This is a genomic window from Pseudoflavonifractor sp. MSJ-37 (assembly GCF_018917965.1).
Classification (GTDB): Bacteria; Bacillota; Clostridia; order Oscillospirales; family Oscillospiraceae; genus Pseudoflavonifractor_A.
In genome coordinates, this window is record NZ_JAHLPP010000001.1 from 76,668 (window position 1) to 93,719 (window position 17,052).

Here is a 17,052-nt window from a genome sequence, read left to right on the forward strand (position 1 = left end):
AAAATGACAAAAACGACCTCCCTAAACAGGGGAAAGTGAGCCCTGTTGCATGAAGGGCATCCCTCCCATCCCAAAGGTGTCACCCATTGCCAGACCGGCGCGGGAGTGCGCGGCGGCATTCCGGCCATATTGGATAGTGCGCGGCGATCCCGCGCGGGACATGTTTCGATGTTTTTTTGACGGAAAGGGGGATGACAGATGCAGGGGACGCAGGAAGAGAAGCAGGGCCATCCGGCGTGGGCCGTCCGGCTCCTGACGGCGGCCGGCGCGCTGGTCCTGCTGTTCGCGCTGGCGGCAGGCCCCGCGCTGGCGGCAGGAGGACACACGGTGGGGCGCACGGTGATCCCGGTGGGCCGGGCCGTGGGGATCAAGCTCTTCTCGGACGGCGTGCTGGTGGTGGGCTTGTCCGGTGTGGAGACCGGCGGCGGGAGCGCAGATCCGGCCAAGGCCTGCGGTCTGAAGGAGGGCGACATCATCACGCACATCAACAGCGCGGAGGTGGATACGATCGAAGAGGTCCGTTCGATCCTCCAGGATCTGAGCGGGGAGAGGATGAGCCTGCGGGTCCGGCGGGACGGGAAGGAGGTCCAGATGACGGCCCAGGCGGTGAAGTGCGCCGCTGACGGCAGTTATAAGCTGGGGGCCTGGATCCGGGACTCGATGGCGGGGATCGGGACCATCACGTTCTACGACCCGGCCTCTGGAGTGTTCGGCGCTCTGGGACATGGGGTCAGCGATGTGGACACGGCCCAGCTCATGCCGCTCCAGTCCGGCTCGATCATGTACGCGGAGGTCAGCGATGTGCGCCGCGGGGCGGCCGGGACACCGGGTGAGCTCCACGGGACGTTCCAGGTGGAGCGGGACTTGGGGGAACTCTATGCCAACACGTCCAGTGGGCTGTTCGGCACCACGGACGGCTCCGGCCTGCTGGATGGGCAGGAGCCGGTGCCAGTGGCATCCCGGGCGCAGGTCAGGACCGGAAAGGCGACGATCCTCTCCAATGTGACCGGAGACCGGGTCGAGGAATATGAGATCGAGATCGTCCGGATCTATCCGGAAGGGGAGGGCCGGGACATGACGATCCGGGTGACGGATCCCCGCCTGCTGGAGCGCACCGGCGGGATCGTCCAGGGGATGTCCGGTAGTCCGATCCTCCAGGACGGCCGCCTGGCGGGAGCAGTCACCCATGTACTGGTGAACGATCCTGTCCAGGGCTATGGCATCCTGGCGGAACACATGACCGCGGCGGCGGAGTGAGCCATCCGTCCCCGGAGACGCGTGGGGGAGCGTCTCCGGGGAGACTTTTTGAGGACCTTCTGCGGCACAAGGCCTCCGGCGTGAGCGACAGGATCCGGCTTCGTATCTGTAAAAAACAGGAGATCTTGCGAAATGGATCGAATATGATCGAACAGTGTCGAAAGAAAGACAGGCAAAAAATGGTAAAAATCTCTTGCGTTCGCTGTCTGATCATGGTACATTAAGATCGATCGTAAGGATCGCCCTGGCCAGGCATCAAGCGTCACGGCGACAGGCCGTGTGAGAGGAGTCGACATGGATAAAAAGAAACGCATTTTGATCGCTGACGCCAGCGTAGAGTTTCGGAAGCTACTATGCGACGCCATCGAAGGGGAGACGGACCTGGAGTCCGTAGGTGCCACGGCCGATGGACAGGAGGCTGTACAGATGGTCCGGGATCTGGCGCCCGACGTACTCGTCATGGATCTGGTCCTCAAGACGGAGGACGGACTGGGCGTCCTCCGCCAGCTCAAGACCATGGAGCGCCGTCCCAAGATCCTGATCCTGTCCGCCTTCGTCCGGGGGAACACCGCGGACCTGGCGGCGCAGGAGGGAGCGGATTACTATTTGATGAAGCCCTGCCGCATGACGACGGTGCTGGAGCGGATCCGGGAGCTGGCGGTGCCATGCCTGGCCGGACTGGGGAAGGGCGAGTCCGTGGAGGATCTGGAGACCGTCGTCACCGGCATCATCCACGAGATCGGCGTCCCCGCCCACATCAAAGGCTACCAGTATCTGCGGGAGGCGATCGTCATCGCCGTGGGGGACATCGAAGTCATCAACGCGGTGACGAAGGTGCTGTACCCGGATGTGGCCAAGCGCTTCGGCACCACGCCCAGCCGGGTGGAGCGGGCCATCCGCCATGCCATCGAGGTAGCCTGGGACCGGGGCGACCTGGAGACCCTGCAAAAATACTTTGGCTATACTGTCAGCAATACCAAGGGCAAACCCACCAACAGCGAGTTCATCGCTATGATCGCCGACCGCCTCCAGCTCCAGAGACGGGGCGATGGGCATGAGAAGAAGTGAGGGGGAGCTTTGGCTGTGACAGGCTGATCTGCGCCGCTGTGCGGGGATGGCTGTTTGGAAGGACCGTGTGGGATAGGGAGGAGCTGGAGGTGATACCGGCTTCTTTGACCATGCGTGACCCGCCGTAAAAGTGCCTATTAGAACAGGGTCATACCCGAGCAGCACGTCATAGGCAAGCCACCGGCGGGGCCTCTGCAAGAGCATAGCGGCTGCATATCCAAGGTTTGCAGTATACGAGCATACATTAGTCTTCTAGGATGCAGATGCCAGGCGATGCTTGGCATCTGCTCTTATTATTCCGTGTCTTTAAGTCAGGAGCGTCGTTGATGTACCCGCTTGTCCTTAGACATCCAGAGCGGATCGCCCGATCATAGGGGCATGAGAAAAAATTTTGGAGAAAATGTGGACATCCTCTTGACGAACGAGCAAAAACGTGGTAAAGTATGACCTGTAAATAAGAATCATTACTGATTGAGTTTACAAATGTTTGGAGAACATAGTCAAGGATACGATATTAGGATATTTAGGAGGAAAGTCATTATGAAGAAGTTCGTTTGTTCTGTCTGTGGTTATGTCTACGAGGGCGAGTCTGCGCCCGACATCTGCCCCATCTGCAAGGCCCCGAAGGAGAAGTTCATCGAGCAGGGCGCCGACCGCACCTGGGCCGCCGAGCATGTGGTGGGCGTGGCCAAGGGCGCGCCTGAGGACATCATGGCGGACCTGCGCGCCAACTTCGAGGGCGAGTGCTCTGAGGTCGGTATGTATCTGGCCATGGCCCGTGTGGCCCATCGTGAGGGCTATCCCGAGATCGGCCTGTACTGGGAGAAGGCCGCCTATGAGGAGGCTGAGCACGCCGCGAAGTTCGCCGAGCTGCTGGGCGAGGTCGTGACCGACTCTACGGAGAAGAACCTGCAGATGCGGGTCGAGGCCGAGAACGGCGCCACCGCCGGCAAGTTCGACCTGGCCAAGCGCGCCAAGGCCCTGAATCTGGACGCGATCCACGATACCGTCCATGAGATGGCCCGTGACGAGGCCCGCCACGGCAAGGCTTTCGAGGGCCTGCTGAAGCGTTACTTCAACAAGTAAACTTTTCCGAAATAAGATCGGCGGGCCTTAGGGGCGGCTGGTGACACAGAGGCGATGCCGGACGGGAAAGCTCGTCCGGCATCGTCATAAACAGGGGAGGAGTCAGCATGGATAAAAAGGCGCTTCACCATATGACATATGGGATGTTCCTGCTCACTGCACGGGAAAACGAGCGGGACAACGGCTGTATCATCAACACTGCGCTCCAAGTGGCCAGCGAGCCTACACGCATTTCTATCTCGGTCATCCGGACGAATGAGACCTGTGATATGGTCCGGCGTACCGGCCTGTTCAACCTGTCCGCTCTGTCCATCGACGTGGAGTTCGGCCTCATCCGGCATTTCGGGATGCAGTCGGGGCGGGACGTTGATAAATTCGCGGACGCCGCAGACGTGGCCCGGAGCCGGAATGGACTTTACTATCTGACAAAGCAGGCCAATATGTACCTGTCCGCCAAAGTGGTGGAGGAGATGGATCTGGGAAGCCATATCCTGTTCATCGCCGAGGTGGTAGATGGGGTCCGCATGTCAGAGACGCCCTCCTGTACCTACAGCTACTACCAGAGCGACATCAAGCCCAAGCCTCAGAAGTCGGTCAGGAAGCAGTGGGTCTGTTCAGTCTGCGGCTATGTCTATGAAGGTGATACCGTACCGGATGACTTCATCTGTCCTCTGTGTAGCCATGGAAAAGAGGACTTTGTCCTGGCCGGCGGAGAGTCCGCTCCGGGAAAAACTCTGTCTTCTGTCCCGAAAGCGAAGCGTTGGGTCTGTTCGGTCTGCGGTCATGTCTACGAGGGCGAATCTGCGCCCGACATCTGCCCCATCTGCAAGGCCCCGAAGGAGAAGTTCATCGAGCAGGGCGCCGACCGCACCTGGGCCGCCGAGCATATGGTGGGCGTGGCCAAGGGTGCGCCTGAGGACATCATGGCGGACCTGCACGCCAACTTCGAGGGCGAGTGCTCTGAGGTCGGTATGTATCTGGCCATGGCCCGTGTGGCCCATCGTGAGGGCTATCCCGAGATTAGCCTGTACTGGGAGAAGGCCGCCTATGAGGAGGCTGAGCACGCCGCGAAGTTCGCCGAGTTGCTGGGCGAGGTCGTGACCGACTCTACGGAGAAGAACCTGCAGATGCGGGTCGAGGCTGAGAACGGTGCCACCGCCGGCAAGTTCGACCTGGCCAAGCGCGCCAAGGCCCTGAATCTGGACGCGATCCACGATACCGTCCATGAGATGGCCCGTGACGAGGCCCGTCACGGCAAGGCTTTCGAGGGCCTGCTGAAGCGCTACTTCAACAAGTAAAAAAGTCTGTATATCCGCGCTGGAGCCAGTCTCGGTAATGGCGAAAAGCCAGTGATCCCAGCGGTTTTCAGCACAAAAGATACGCAGTAACAGAAATGCGGTTCACAGTAAAGTGTGAGCCGCATTTTTGCGTCTATATGCTGGCTTGGGAAAATCCGTGAGCTGTTTGTGGGCTGTCCGCTCCGCTTAAGGGTATTTTCTGCCCACAGCCCACAAAAATGCCGAAAAAACCAGACGCCATGCGGGTTTGCGGGCGCTTCGCCTTGCTAAAATCTGTGGGCTGTTTTTTACCGTCCCTCTTTTAGGCTGTTATACTCTGCTTAGAAAACAATACAAAGGAGAGAAAACAGAATGAAAGGGGAAGATACCGTTAGAGTATCTACCTCTTTTTGCTTACTACTGATATGTAAATTTAGAAGTTGTTTTTTCTGTACTCAATAGGAGAAATTCCGTAAACCGCTTTAAATTTACGGCAAAAATAAGGCGCACTGTGAAAGCCGCATTGTTCTGATATAGCTGTAACCTTCATTTCCGTGGTTTCCAACAGTTTTGCGGCTTTTTCCAGCCTGTATTGTATCAGATAAGAAATGGGAGATCGGCGGATACCGTTCTTGAATATTTGCATACAAGTGTTCTTACTAACATGGGCAAAATCTGCGATGCCGTCAAGCTGGATCTGGTCGGCATAATGACTGTGAATAAAACTCATCATCATTTGAAGGCGAGACATATCACTGTTTCTTTTAACGGTTTGTCTTTGCAGAAACATGGATCCCATATTTCCGTACAGCAGCTCCCAAATGGATGTCAACGATCGTATGATCGTCAACTCCTTGAAATTTGCCTGCTCCTGTGCCTCAAATACTTGATTTAGTAAAGAAAGGATCTCCTTATGCCATTGAGTATACGGCTCAAAAACTAAAAAGCCAACATCTGAAGTAAGCACCGGCTTAATATATTGCTGATATATAAGACTCTCCTCTGAAGCCAGCAGTAAAGGGGAAAAAACAATATTGGGAACCAATGTGGGTCGTTTCGCTGCTAATTGATGGATCATTTTCGTATTGATAAATAAACCGCTGCCTGCCGGTAACGAGAAATTATCTTTTCCGATACAACATTGCACTTCGCCGCTTTGCACATATATAAATTCAATTTCCTGATGCCAATGCCAACCGATCGTGTGGAAGTCGAAGTCCCAGATATCCTCCAGATAATATTGAAACGGAAATGCTGATCGCCCGTGGGTTCGTTTTTCCATAAGAGTTTCATCTGTAATGATTTTTGATCCATTGGTGTCTGTCAATGATGCCACCTCCTTCTCCTTTGCATTGTGATATTGTACAATAAAAATGTGATAAAATCAATTGATACCTAAATAAAAATATGATATCCTTCAATGCAACTGCGAAAGGAGAGCTTTGTACGATGAAGAACTATAAAAAAACATTAAGAGCCTGTTATCTCGGATTTATCACGCAGGCAATTGCAGCTAATTTTGCGCCATTGCTTTTTTGGGTGTTTCATTCAGATTTCAACATCTCACTGGGACAGATCGCCTTGATTCCCGCAGTGTTCTATGTAACGCAATTGGGCGTAGATTTAATTTGTGCAAAATATGTAGATTCTATCGGATACCGAAAATCCATCGTGACTTCTCAGCTGTTTGCAGGTCTGGGGCTGATCGAACTTGCAGTTTTGCCCGATCTAATGTCTCCGTATATCGGGATCCTGATCGGGGTGTTTTTTTATGCCGTAGGAAGTGGTCTTGTTGAGGTGTTGTGTAGCCCTATTGTGGAAGCCTGTCCCTTTGAACATAAGGAAAAAGTGATGAGTCTGCTTCATTCTTTTTACTGCTGGGGCAGTGTGAGCGTGATTTTACTTTCTACACTTTTCTTTGCTATTTTTGGTATTGACAGCTGGAGAATTTTAGCCTATTTGTGGTCAATGATTCCTTTGTACAACATTTATAATTTTGCCACCTGCCCTATTGAGCGTCTGGTAGAGGGTGGCCAGGGAATGTCGTTTCGTCAATTACTGAAGACACCTATTTTCAAAGTTGCAATTATCCTAATGATTTGCGCTGGAGCTTCTGAAATGTCCATGGCTCAGTGGGCGTCGGCTTTTGCCGAATCCGCATTAGGACTAACCAAATCCGTTGGCGATTTGGCGGGTCCGTGTTTGTTTGCGATCACGATGGGGATCGCTCGTGTGCTGTACGGCAAATTTGGTGAGAAGATAGATTTGACAAAGTTCATGCTGGTATCGGGAGTTCTTTGTGTATTGAGCTACCTTTTGGCTGGTCTATCTACAATGCCGGTTTTGGGTTTGATCGGATGTATCATATGTGGCTTCTCAGTTGGTATTATGTGGCCCGGAAGCATCAGTATTGCCGCTCCGAGGATTCCAAAAGGAGGTACAGCCTTGTTTGCACTGTTGGCTGTAGCCGGAGATATGGGCGGTGCTTTGGGGCCGAGCATGGTGGGATATTTTTCGCAACAAGCAGGAGATGATCTTCAGGCGGGTTTGTTGATAGGATGCATATTCCCCTTGATCATGCTTGTAGCTTTGATCGCAATGCGAAAAATGGCAAGAAGAGATAGATACTAGGGTCACGCCAAGGCGATTTCACTGTAGGTAAGTTATACAAAGCAGTCTTTATGACCTTGTACAGAGCAGAATGGTGTTATAATATCGTAGATAGAATAAAGGGTGCTAGGGCTCGTCGCTTTATTGTTAGTTGGTGAAGAAAAAGACGGAAAAATGAGACAAACCACATAAAATGTATTATCATTCAGAAACGAAGTGAGAAACGCCTACGTCGTAGAACCTATTACTGACGCGTTGCTGAAGCCACCTCGGGAGAAGTCTGTTGCGGATATATCGTTTTGTGAACTGTGTGAGATCGCTAGTATTGGCAGGGCTCCCTTTTATCGGAATTTTGAGAGCAAAGAGGATATCCTGCGGGGATATATAAAAGAAATTTTCAAGGGGGAGATAGAGCAAGCGGAGAAAAAAGAAGGCAGGCCGATAAACGAACTGCACGAAATGTATAGACGGATACGAGATTTGCGGAAGGATACAACGCTCCAGCGTCGAAGAGCCGGACGCAGGGGGCGGGATGAGAAAGGCCCCGAAAAGCAGACCTGCTTTTCGGGGCCTCGTTCTGTCGCCCGGCCGGCCGCGGATCACTTCCGGCCGGTCTTGGGCTTGGCGTTCTTCTTGGCCTTGGGCTTGGCCCATCCGGCCTTGCGGTGCTTGGGGGACTCGTTGTGCTCCACCCGGAGGCCGGCCTGCTTGAGCTTGGGCTTGCTGCTGCGGCCGGAGCCGTTCTTCCGGTCCTGGCTGTCCCGCTCCGCGCCGCGGCCCCCGGGACCGCCCTTGGAACCGCTGGGACCGCCCTTTCGGCCGTCGCCGGAGCGCCGTCCGCTGTCCTTGTCGTCCCGCCTGCCCCACCAGCCGCCGTCGGCGGGGCGGCTGGGCCGGAGGAGACATTCCTTCCCATAGCCGATCAGGTCTTCCCGGCCCGCCTTGCGGAGGGCCTCCAATACCAGAGGCCGCTTGTCCGGCCGCTTCCACTGCATGAGGGCCCGCTGCATGGCCTTGTCGTGGGGATCGGTGGGGACATAGACCGGCTCCATGGTCCGGGGGTCGATGCCGGTGTAGTACATACAGGTGGACAGAGTGCCGGGGGTGGGATAGAAGTCCTGCACCTGCTCCGGCTGGCGGCCAGTCCGGTTGAGCCACTCTGCCAGCTTCACCGCGTCCTGGAGGGTACAGCCCGGGTGGGAGGACATGAGGTAGGGGACCAGATACTGCTCCTTGCCGTACTTCTGGTTCAGCCGGTCATACTTTTCCTTAAAGCGCTCATAGACCTCGATGTGGGGCTTGCCCATATAGTCCAGCACGCTGTTGACGCAGTGCTCCGGGGCCACCTTGAGCTGGCCGGAGATGTGGTATTTCACCAGGTCGGCGAAGAACTCGCCGCTCTTGTCCTGGAGCATATAGTCGAACCGGATGCCGGAACGGATGAAGATCTTCTTGATGCCGGGGATGGCCCGGAGCTCCCGCAGGAGCTTCAGATAGTCGCTGTGGTCCGCATCCATGTTGGGACAGGGCGTGGGTGCCAGACAGGCCCGGCCTTTGCACATGCCCTGCTTGAGCTGCTTCTGACAGGAGGGATGGCGGAAGTTGGCGGTGGGGCCGCCCACGTCGTGGATATAGCCCTTGAAGCCGGGATGCTGGGTGAGCATCTTGACCTCCCGGATCACGCTCTCATGACTGCGGCAGCTGATCGTCCGGCCCTGATGGAAGGCCAGAGAGCAGAAGTTGCAGGCGCCGAAGCACCCCCGGTTGTGGGCTACGGAGAAGCGGACCTCTTCGATTGCGGGCACGCCGCCCATGGAGTCATACATGGGGTGGGGCTCCCGCATATAGGGCAGCTCTGCCACCGCGTCCAGCTCCGGAGTGCTGAGGGGGAAGGCCGGAGGGTTGACTACCAGCAGCTTGTTCCCGTGGGGCTGGAGGATCGCCCGCCCCCGGAAAGCGTCGTGCTCGTCATACTCTACCTTGTTGGCCAAGGCATAGGCCCGCTTGTCCCGGGCGACCTCTTCGAAGGAGGCCACCTCCACCTTGGGGTAGGCGCAGGCCCCAGCGTCGTCTGCCAGGAAGCAGGTGCCCCGCACGTCCCGGATCTCCTTCACGGGGGTGCCGGAGGCCAGCCGGGCGGCGATCTCCCGGGTGGCCCGCTCGCCCATGCCGTAGGTGAGCAGGTCGGCCTGGCTGTCCAGCAGGATGGAGCGGCGGACCTTGTCCTCCCAGTAGTCATAGTGGGCGAACCGCCGGAGGGAGGCCTCCAGACCGCCGATGATCAGGGGGATGTCCCCGAACACCTCCCGGATGCGGTTGGAGTAGACGATGGTGGCCCGGTCCGGACGGAGACCGGCCTTGTTGCCGGGGGAGTAGGCGTCGTCGTGCCGGCGCCTCCGGGCGGCAGTGTAGTGGGCCACCATAGAGTCGATGTTGCCCGCGGAGAGCATCACGCCCAGACGGGGCCGGCCCAGAGCGGTGAAAGCGGCGGGGTCCCGCCAGTCCGGCTGGGCCAGGATGGCCACCCGGAAGCCCTCCGCCTCCAGCACCCGGGAGATGATCGCGGGACCGAAGGTAGGGTGGTCCACATAGGCGTCGCCAGTGATGATCAGGAAATCATACCACCACCAGCCGCGCTCTTCCATATCCTGCTTGGATACGGGCAAAAATCCTTCCATAAGACCTCCATGCGCCCAAAGGCGCGTATGTTCATGACACAGAATGATGACAGAGCGGACGCCTCATCTGGAACCAGAGAGGCGTCCGGAAAAGAGCGGGAGCATCCCCCCTCTTCACAGAGGATCGTGGGGCGGCTCGTGCTCCGGGTGATAGCCGATGTATTTCTCCAGCTGATGGAGCGGGCCCCAGCGGCCGGGGACGGTGCCGATGGGATAGAAGCCGTGGCGGCCATAGAACCGCAGGGCGGCCCCGTTCTCCGGGGAGCAGAGGAGCCGGAGCCGGTCCCGGCCCATAGGGCGGCAGACCGACACGGCCTGTCCCAGAAGCTGGGGGGCCAGCCCTCTGCCCCGGTACTCCGGAGCCAGAGCGAAGAAGCGGATGTGGCCCGCTTTCTGTGCCCGGTCCCGTTCCAGGTCCAGATGGACCATGCCCACAGGCGCGTCGCCCAGCATGGCCACGCTGACGGCCTGGCGGTCCTCCCGGACTTGCCGCAGAGCGTCCTGGAAAAAGGCGGCGTCGTCATAGGACGGATCGGCCCCGTAGAGGTCGGTCCAGGTGCCCCGGTGGAGGGCGCGGTAGAAGCCCTCATCCTCTGCGGTCAGGGGACGGAACCAGCAGTTGGCGTCAGCCATGGTGTTGCGGACCTCTTTCCACCAGCGCTGGCGGCCCATGGTGGACAGCTCCGGCGGCAGGTGGGAGGCATCGTTGCGGAACACCGGCTCGAAGCGGCCCTCTGTCACCCGGAAGCAGCTGACGCCGGTGTTGTCGCAGGGGGTCAGCTCGGTCATCTGCTCCACCGGGATGCCCAGGACCTCGGCGTGGAGACAGCGGATGATGTCCCCGTGGCAGAACACGGCCACGGTCTGGCCGGGATGATGGGCGGCGATGTCGCCCATGGCGGCCATGATCCGGACACGGGCCTCCTGCCGGGACTCGCCACCCCTGTTCTTCCAGTGGGGGTCGCAGGTGCTGTACCGCAGATACTGGGCGGGCTGGAAGCGGGCCACCTCGCCCCAGGTCCGGTCCTCCCACTCGCCCATGGACACCTCCCGCAGGTCGGGCCGGGCGGTGAGCGTGAGCCCGTGGGAGGGATAGACCGCCCGGGCGGTGGTCTTGGTCCGGAACAGGTCGCTGGAGTAGACCGCATCGATGTGGATCGGGCGGAAGCGTTCCTCCAGCGCGGCGATCTGCCGATAGCCGTTCTCGGTGATCAGCGCGTCATACCAGCCGTGGATCCGGCGGTAGAGGTTGCCCTCCGCCTCGGCGTGGCGGACGACGTAGAGCGTGGTGGTCTGTTCCATGGCGTCGTTTCGATCCCTTCTCTGTGTTCTCATTCGGTCCGGTATCCAGCGAGGGCGTCGCGGATCACATCCTCGAAGCGGTCGGCCGCGCCCCAGTCGAAGCGGAAAAAGCCCTCGCCGCCGCCTCCGCCCACGCAGTGGACCCGGGTGCGCCCCGGACCGGCGAAGTCGTCCAACGTCACCGTGAGGGTCAGCCGGTTTCCGGCCCGATAGTAGTGCTTTTCATAGACCAGCACCATGCACGCTCCACCCTGTGGATGAGAGAGGTCATAGCGGTCGATGAGCGTCCCAGTGAGACTGTCGGTGACGGCGTCGTGGACGGCCTGTTTACAGGCATCCAGGTCCAGAGAGACGAAGAATTCGGTCATGAGCGCGCTCCTTTCCGGCGGGGACGAGTCTTACCAGGGCTTCACGCCGCCGGTGAGCTGGGATACGGCGGAGAGGCCCTGCCGCAGGGCGATGGCCTCCAGACCATCCCGGACCTTCAGGGGCGCGAAGGGGTCGGCGAAGCAGGCAGTGCCCACCGCCACGGCGGCGGCGCCGGCCAGCATCATCTGGGCCGCGTCCTCGCCCTTGGAGACACCGCCCATGCCCAGCACGGGGATCTTCACGGCGTTGGAGACCTCCCACACCATGCGCACCGCCACGGGGAGCACGGCAGGGCCGGACAGGCCGCCGGTGTTCATCTTCAGGATGGGACGGCGGCTGTCGATGTCGATCCGCATGCCGCGGAGGGTATTGATCAGAGAGAGGGCGTCGGCCCCGGCGGACTCCACCGCCCGGGCGATCTCTGTGATATCGGTGACGTTGGGGGAGAGCTTCACCATCACGGGGACGGGACCGGAGTGCACCTTGGCCACCTCGGTGACCTCGGCGGCCAGCTCGGGCCGGGTGCCGTAGGCCAGACCGCCGGCCTTCACGTTGGGGCAGGAGATGTTCACTTCGATCATGTCCACCCCGGCCCCGGCCAGCTTCTCGCACATGACGCCGTACTCCTCCGGGGAATTGCCGGAGATATTGGCGATGACCTTCGTGTCATACTGCCGCAGGAAGGGCAGCTCGTGGGCGATGAAGGCATCCACGCCCGGGTTCTGGAGGCCCACGGAGTTCAGGATGCCCATGGGGGTCTCAGCGATCCGGGGACCGGGATTGCCCTCCCGGCCGTGGAGGGTCAGGCCTTTGGCACAGATGCCTCCCAGCTCGGACAGGTCGTAGAACTCACTGTACTCCCGACCGAAGCCGAAGGTGCCGGAGGCCACCACCACCGGGTTCTTCATGGTCATCCCGGCCAGACAGACCGACATATCCAGATCACGCATCCCAATCCACCTCCTTGGAGTCGAACACCGGGCCATCCTTGCAGGCGTGCTTCCGGGTGCCGTCCTTCATGTCGCAGGTACACACAAGACAGGCGCCCACGCCGCACCCCATCCGCTCCTCCATGGAGACCTGACAGGGCACGCCGGCCGCCTCGGCCACCCGGGCCACGGAGCGGAGCATGGGCTTGGGGCCGCAGCACAGCACGGATGTGAAGCCGCCCTCCGCCAGCTTCTCCCGGGCCACGGCGTCTACGAAGCCGTGATAGCCCAGCGAGCCGTCATCGCTGGCCACGGAGACGCTCTTGCAGACGGCCGTGAACGTGTCCAGCAGCATGGCCCGGTCGGCAGAGCGGAAGCCCAGCACCGCGTGGACCTCTCCGGCGGCCTTTTTGGCGGTGTAGAGCATGGGGGGCACGCCGATGCCGCCGCCCACCACCAGGATCTTGGCGGAGCTGGCGTCGAAGCCGTGGCCCAGAGGGCCCAGCACATCCAATGTGGCACCGGGGCGGCGGTGGGAGAGCCACTCGGTGCCCTCGCCCCGGACCTCGAACACGATCTTCAGGCGGGTGCCGTCCACATCACAGATGGAGATGGGGCGGCGCAGGAGGCGGCTGTGGCCGCACTTGATATGGACGAACTGGCCGCATCGGGCCTGTTCCGCCATGGGCCCGGCCTCCAGGGTCAGGGCGCAGGCATAGGGGTTCAGACGTTCTGCCGCCACCACGGGGCAGAGCTGCTGCATAGGCATAGATCCATTCCTCCAAACAGGTGTTGTCTCAGTCTCAGGCGCATCTCCGGGCGGACATCCGCCGGAGCATCAGTCGAAGTGGACGAAGCGGGCGATATCGTCCCGCATGGCGATGGCGGCGTTCCGGGCGGCTTCCTGGTAGTCCTGGCCGTCCCTGCCGGTCTTTTTCCAGGCGCAGATGATGCCGCGGGAGGAATTGACGATGGCGCCCCGGCCGCCCTCGTGGAAGGCATGCTGGACGTCCTCGGCGGTGCCGCCCTGGGCGCCATAGCCGGGCACCAGCAGGAAGGTGTGGGGCATCCGGGCCCGGAGCTCCTCCAGCTCCTTGGGATAAGTGGCGCCGGTGACCGCGCCCACCCGGCTGTAGCCCTGAGCGCCCACATCGTCCGCGCCCCACCGCTCGATGAGGTCGGCCATCAGGCCATAGACCGTGCTGCCCTCGCCGGCGGGGACGTTCTGAAGCTCGCCGGAGCCGGGGTTGGAGGTCTTGACCAGCACGAAGCAGGACTTGTCCCGCGCCTTGCAGGTGTCCAGGAAGGGGAACACGCTGTCAGAACCCATGTAACCGTTCAGAGTCACGCAGTCGGCCCCGAAGATCTCATGGGACTGCTCCCCCACCTGGGTGGCGCCCAGCCAGGCATCGCTGTAAGCGGAGGCGGTGGAGCCGATGTCGCCGCGTTTGATGTCGGCGATCACATAGAGGCCCTTCTCGTGGGCGTAGCGGATGGTCTTTTCCATCAGCTCCATGCCGCGCCAGCCCAGACGCTCATAGTAGGCGCTCTGGGGCTTGACGGCGGGGACGATGTCGCACAGGGCGTCGATGAGGCCCTTGTTGAACTGCCAGATGGCCTCTGCGGCCCCGGCCAGCGTCTCGCCATGGGCGGCGTAGGCCGCCTTGCGGATGTGCTCGGGCACATACTCGGGCTTGGGGTCCAGCCCCGCCACGGTGGGGTTCTTCATGGAAAGGATCTTTTTCTGGAGTACGTCGAAAGACATGATGAGCCGCTCCTTTTTCTCAGTCGTCAGTAGGATCGGACGAGGAGGATCAGTCCCCGTCCCGGTAGATGATCGCGCCGTTGGCGATGGTATATTTCACTTTGCCCTTGAGCTTCCTCCCGGCGAAGGGAGTGTTGCGCCCCTTGGAGGCGAATTTGGCGGGATCCACGGTCCACTCCTCGTCGGGATCGAAGATCACGATGTCCGCGTCGCCGCCGATGGCCAGCCGTCCCTTATTGATCCGCAGGATGCAGGCCGGGTTCAGGGTCATCTTCCGCAGGATGTCAGAGAGAGCCATGTGCCTGCCGTGGTAGAGGTAGGTCAGGGTCACGCCCAGAGAGGTCTCCAGACCCACCATCCCGCTGGGGGCCTCCTCCAGCGGCCGGGCCTTCTCTTCGGCGGAGTGGGGAGCATGGTCGGTGACGATGGCGTCGATCGTGCCGTCCTTGAGGCCCTCGATGATGGCGTCCACATCGGCCTGGGTCCGCAGAGGAGGGTTCACCCGGGCCATGGAGCCCTGAGTGAGGATCTCGTCCTCAGTGAGGGAGAAGTATTGGGGGCAGGTCTCACAGGTGATGTGGACGCCCTTCTTCTTATAGCGCCGCACCAGGGCCACGGCTTTGGCGGTGCTGATGTGGCAGATGTGGACGGCGCCGCCGGTCTCCTCGGCCAGCATGGCGTCCCGGGCCACCATGATCTCCTCGGCGATGGCCGGCCGGCCGGGGAGCCGGAGCTGGCGGGAGATCCGTCCCTCGTTGACGGCGTAGTTCTTCACCATCTCGGCGTCCTCGCAGTGGGAGAGGACGGTCAGGTCCTGCCGGTGGGCCAGGATCAGGGCGTCCCGCATGAGATTGGCGTTCTGGACGGGCATCCCGTCGTCGGACAGGGCCACAACGCCCGCCTTCTTGAGCGCTTCGAAGTCGGTCAACTCCTGACCGCGCTCGCCCACGCTCACCGCGCCGATGGGCCACACATGGACGCCGCAGGCGTCAGCGGCCTTCCGATACACATATTCGACCTGTTCGGGGCAGTCGACCGCCGGCTTGGTATTGGGCATACAGGCCACCGAGGTGAAGCCTCCGTGGGCCGCCGCCGCCGCGCCGGTCCCGATCGTCTCCTTATATTCCAGTCCGGGATCCCGGAAATGCACGTGCATATCCACCAGTCCGGCACACACCGTCAGCCCTGAGGCGTCCAGCACCTGGGCGTCCGGATACATGAGGTCGCTGCCCAAGACGGCGATCTTGCCGTCCTCGATCAGGACGTCCATGATGCCGCCGATGCCGCTCACCGGGTCCACCAGACGGCCCTGTTTGATCAGAAGTTTCACATCATCGCTCCTTCCATGTCATCGCTCCGGCGTGGGGCTGGAGCTTGGAGATCGCATAAAAAAGGGGACCAGGTCCATCCCCCGCCCCTAACACTGAGACGCCCCGCGGGGGCGCTCCATATCATTTTGTACATGACTGCATGGACCCGTCCCGGATCGGGGGACGCGCCCGGTGCGCTTCAGCGCCTTTTATTATAGCGTGGATATCAGAAATTAGCAACGGATTTTTGGCCGGATCGGGGAAGAATGGAGATGTACCGGAAGGAGGTGCATCCACATGACTCAGCATCCGTTCCTCAAGGGCATGGGACTGGGCGTCCTGGCGGGCGCGGCGGTCAGCGCGGTGGTGGTGCCCAAGAAGAAGCAGATCGAGCGCACGGCGAAGAAGGCCATGCGCACGGTGGGCGGTCTGGCCGAGGACCTGACCGACAGCATGGGCTTCTGACCCAGGACCGAAGGGCGGCTCCTCCGAGAGAGCCGCCCGTACATTTTTTAGCTTGACAAAGGGAAGAAGCTATGATATCATAACACTCGCACTATGAGTCGTCGGACGTGGAGAGATGTCCGAGTGGTTTAAGGAGCCGGTCTTGAAAACCGGTGACTCGCAAGAGCCGTGGGTTCGAATCCCACTCTCTCCGCCACTTTTTTCATAGAAGCGGATATCGTTTGCAGAAGTACCCAAGTGGCCGAAGGGGCTCCCCTGCTAAGGGAGTAGTGTGGGAAACCGCAGCGAGGGTTCAAATCCCTCCTTCTGCGCCAAGTAAAAGCATCGCGTTGCGGTGCTTTTATTTTTTGCCTCTTCCGCTGGAGAAAAGAGACTGTACAAGATCCACCGGCTGGAATGGGCGCACGGGGAAAGATCGAAGATCAGGCACGAGAAAAATGCCGCGATGGGCCCAAAAACGCGGATATCTGAAACATCTTGGGAGCCAGATCGACATAAAATCGATGTTTGACAAGACGGAAACAATGTGTTACAATTTGGTTACAACTTTTTCAGTGAAATCAGGAGGTATGGAATGGCGAACGAGAAATTCCCGCTGGTCTATAAGGGCCGCCCCCTTCGTCGGAAGGACAATCTGATCTACTACGGCAGCATGGCCGACAAATATATCATCATGATGCAGGTCATGGCCACCAAGAAGGTCAAAGATCTGGACGTGGCCAGCAAGGTCATCGTGCAGCTCCAGTTGACCGATCCCGACCTGAAGAGCCGGGACCGCGTGGTCAAGAAGAGCGAGAAGGATAGTCTGTACGCCGCCATGGACGTGGCTTCCGTGTGGCTGGAGCGTGCCCTCTCCAATAAGTGAGCGACGAACGATGACAGACTGAGACGGGGCCTCAGGGCCCCTCTCCGACAGCAGAACGAAACGACGTGACA

Annotated in this window: 15 protein-coding genes, 2 tRNA genes and 1 pseudogene; 10 read left to right on the top strand and 8 right to left on the bottom strand. The window is 59.7% G+C overall.

Annotation, left to right across the window (positions count from 1 at the left end; genetic code table 11):
• The first annotated feature begins 198 nt into the window (after nt 1-198).
• From spoIVB to KQI12_RS12390, 5 genes and pseudogenes are all read left to right on the top strand, one after another.
• Complete coding sequence (spoIVB, locus tag KQI12_RS00370) at nt 199-1,257, top strand: SpoIVB peptidase (protein WP_216569807.1); 1,059 nt, start codon at nt 199-201, stop codon at nt 1,255-1,257.
• Between the two features lie 294 nt (nt 1,258-1,551).
• Nucleotides 1,552-2,325, top strand: coding sequence for a sporulation transcription factor Spo0A (gene spo0A, locus KQI12_RS00375; protein ID WP_216569808.1), 774 nt, complete (start codon nt 1,552-1,554; stop codon nt 2,323-2,325).
• A 540-nt stretch (nt 2,326-2,865) separates the two neighbouring features.
• Nucleotides 2,866-3,411 carry an NADH peroxidase gene (locus KQI12_RS00380; RefSeq protein WP_216569810.1) on the top strand — a complete coding sequence of 182 codons (546 nt, stop codon included), beginning with the start codon at nt 2,866-2,868 and terminating at the stop codon, nt 3,409-3,411.
• A 131-nt stretch (nt 3,412-3,542) separates the two neighbouring features.
• Nucleotides 3,543-4,097, top strand: a pseudogene (locus KQI12_RS12385) (flavin reductase); the annotation flags it as partial.
• Between the two features lie 48 nt (nt 4,098-4,145).
• Complete coding sequence (locus tag KQI12_RS12390; protein ID WP_253290822.1) at nt 4,146-4,709, top strand: NADH peroxidase; 564 nt, start codon at nt 4,146-4,148, stop codon at nt 4,707-4,709.
• 412 nt (nt 4,710-5,121) lie between these two features.
• Here KQI12_RS12390 and KQI12_RS00390 read toward each other — a convergent pair whose 3' ends face one another.
• Nucleotides 5,122-6,015: an AraC family transcriptional regulator gene (locus KQI12_RS00390; RefSeq protein WP_216569814.1), complete on the bottom strand. Its 894-nt coding sequence runs from the start codon at nt 6,013-6,015 to the stop codon at nt 5,122-5,124.
• Nucleotides 6,016-6,137: 122 nt separating this feature from the next.
• On the opposite strand from KQI12_RS00390, the gene KQI12_RS00395 reads away from it, so the two are divergent.
• Nucleotides 6,138-7,319, top strand: a complete 1,182-nt coding sequence (locus tag KQI12_RS00395) for a sugar MFS transporter (protein ID WP_216569816.1) — start codon at nt 6,138-6,140, stop codon at nt 7,317-7,319.
• A 578-nt stretch (nt 7,320-7,897) separates the two neighbouring features.
• Here KQI12_RS00395 and KQI12_RS00400 read toward each other — a convergent pair.
• The 7 genes from KQI12_RS00400 to KQI12_RS00430 all read right to left on the bottom strand — a co-directional run bounded on the left by KQI12_RS00400 (nt 7,898) and on the right by KQI12_RS00430 (nt 15,671).
• On the bottom strand, nt 7,898-9,976 hold the full coding sequence (locus KQI12_RS00400; protein ID WP_216569818.1) for a YgiQ family radical SAM protein: 2,079 nt from the start codon (nt 9,974-9,976) through the stop codon (nt 7,898-7,900).
• A 114-nt stretch (nt 9,977-10,090) separates the two neighbouring features.
• Nucleotides 10,091-11,278, bottom strand: a complete 1,188-nt coding sequence (locus KQI12_RS00405; RefSeq protein WP_216569820.1) for a bifunctional histidine phosphatase family protein/GNAT family N-acetyltransferase — start codon at nt 11,276-11,278, stop codon at nt 10,091-10,093.
• 29 nt (nt 11,279-11,307) lie between these two features.
• On the bottom strand, nt 11,308-11,646 hold the full coding sequence (locus KQI12_RS00410; protein ID WP_216569822.1) for a DUF6054 family protein: 339 nt from the start codon (nt 11,644-11,646) through the stop codon (nt 11,308-11,310).
• Between the two features lie 30 nt (nt 11,647-11,676).
• Complete coding sequence (locus tag KQI12_RS00415) at nt 11,677-12,597, bottom strand: dihydroorotate dehydrogenase (protein ID WP_216569824.1); 921 nt, start codon at nt 12,595-12,597, stop codon at nt 11,677-11,679.
• Entirely contained in the window at nt 12,590-13,345 is a 756-nt protein-coding gene (locus tag KQI12_RS00420) for a dihydroorotate dehydrogenase electron transfer subunit (RefSeq protein WP_216569826.1), read from the bottom strand. The genes KQI12_RS00415 and KQI12_RS00420 overlap by 8 nt, the downstream gene beginning before the upstream one ends.
• Before the next feature lie 69 nt (nt 13,346-13,414).
• Nucleotides 13,415-14,341, bottom strand: a complete 927-nt coding sequence (pyrF, locus tag KQI12_RS00425) for an orotidine-5'-phosphate decarboxylase (RefSeq protein WP_216569828.1) — start codon at nt 14,339-14,341, stop codon at nt 13,415-13,417.
• Between the two features lie 49 nt (nt 14,342-14,390).
• Nucleotides 14,391-15,671, bottom strand: coding sequence for a dihydroorotase (locus KQI12_RS00430; RefSeq protein ID WP_216569830.1), 1,281 nt, complete (start codon nt 15,669-15,671; stop codon nt 14,391-14,393).
• Between the two features lie 277 nt (nt 15,672-15,948).
• Between KQI12_RS00430 and KQI12_RS00435 the strand changes: the two genes are divergently transcribed.
• The 4 genes from KQI12_RS00435 to KQI12_RS00450 all read left to right on the top strand — a co-directional run bounded on the left by KQI12_RS00435 (nt 15,949) and on the right by KQI12_RS00450 (nt 16,981).
• Complete coding sequence (locus KQI12_RS00435) at nt 15,949-16,116, top strand: hypothetical protein (protein ID WP_216569832.1); 168 nt, start codon at nt 15,949-15,951, stop codon at nt 16,114-16,116.
• 109 nt (nt 16,117-16,225) lie between these two features.
• A tRNA-Ser gene (locus KQI12_RS00440) sits at nt 16,226-16,312 on the top strand.
• A 27-nt stretch (nt 16,313-16,339) separates the two neighbouring features.
• Nucleotides 16,340-16,430 (top strand) — tRNA-Ser (locus tag KQI12_RS00445).
• A 260-nt stretch (nt 16,431-16,690) separates the two neighbouring features.
• Entirely contained in the window at nt 16,691-16,981 is a 291-nt protein-coding gene (locus KQI12_RS00450; protein WP_216569834.1) for a hypothetical protein, read from the top strand.
• Nucleotides 16,982-17,052 lie beyond the last annotated feature (71 nt).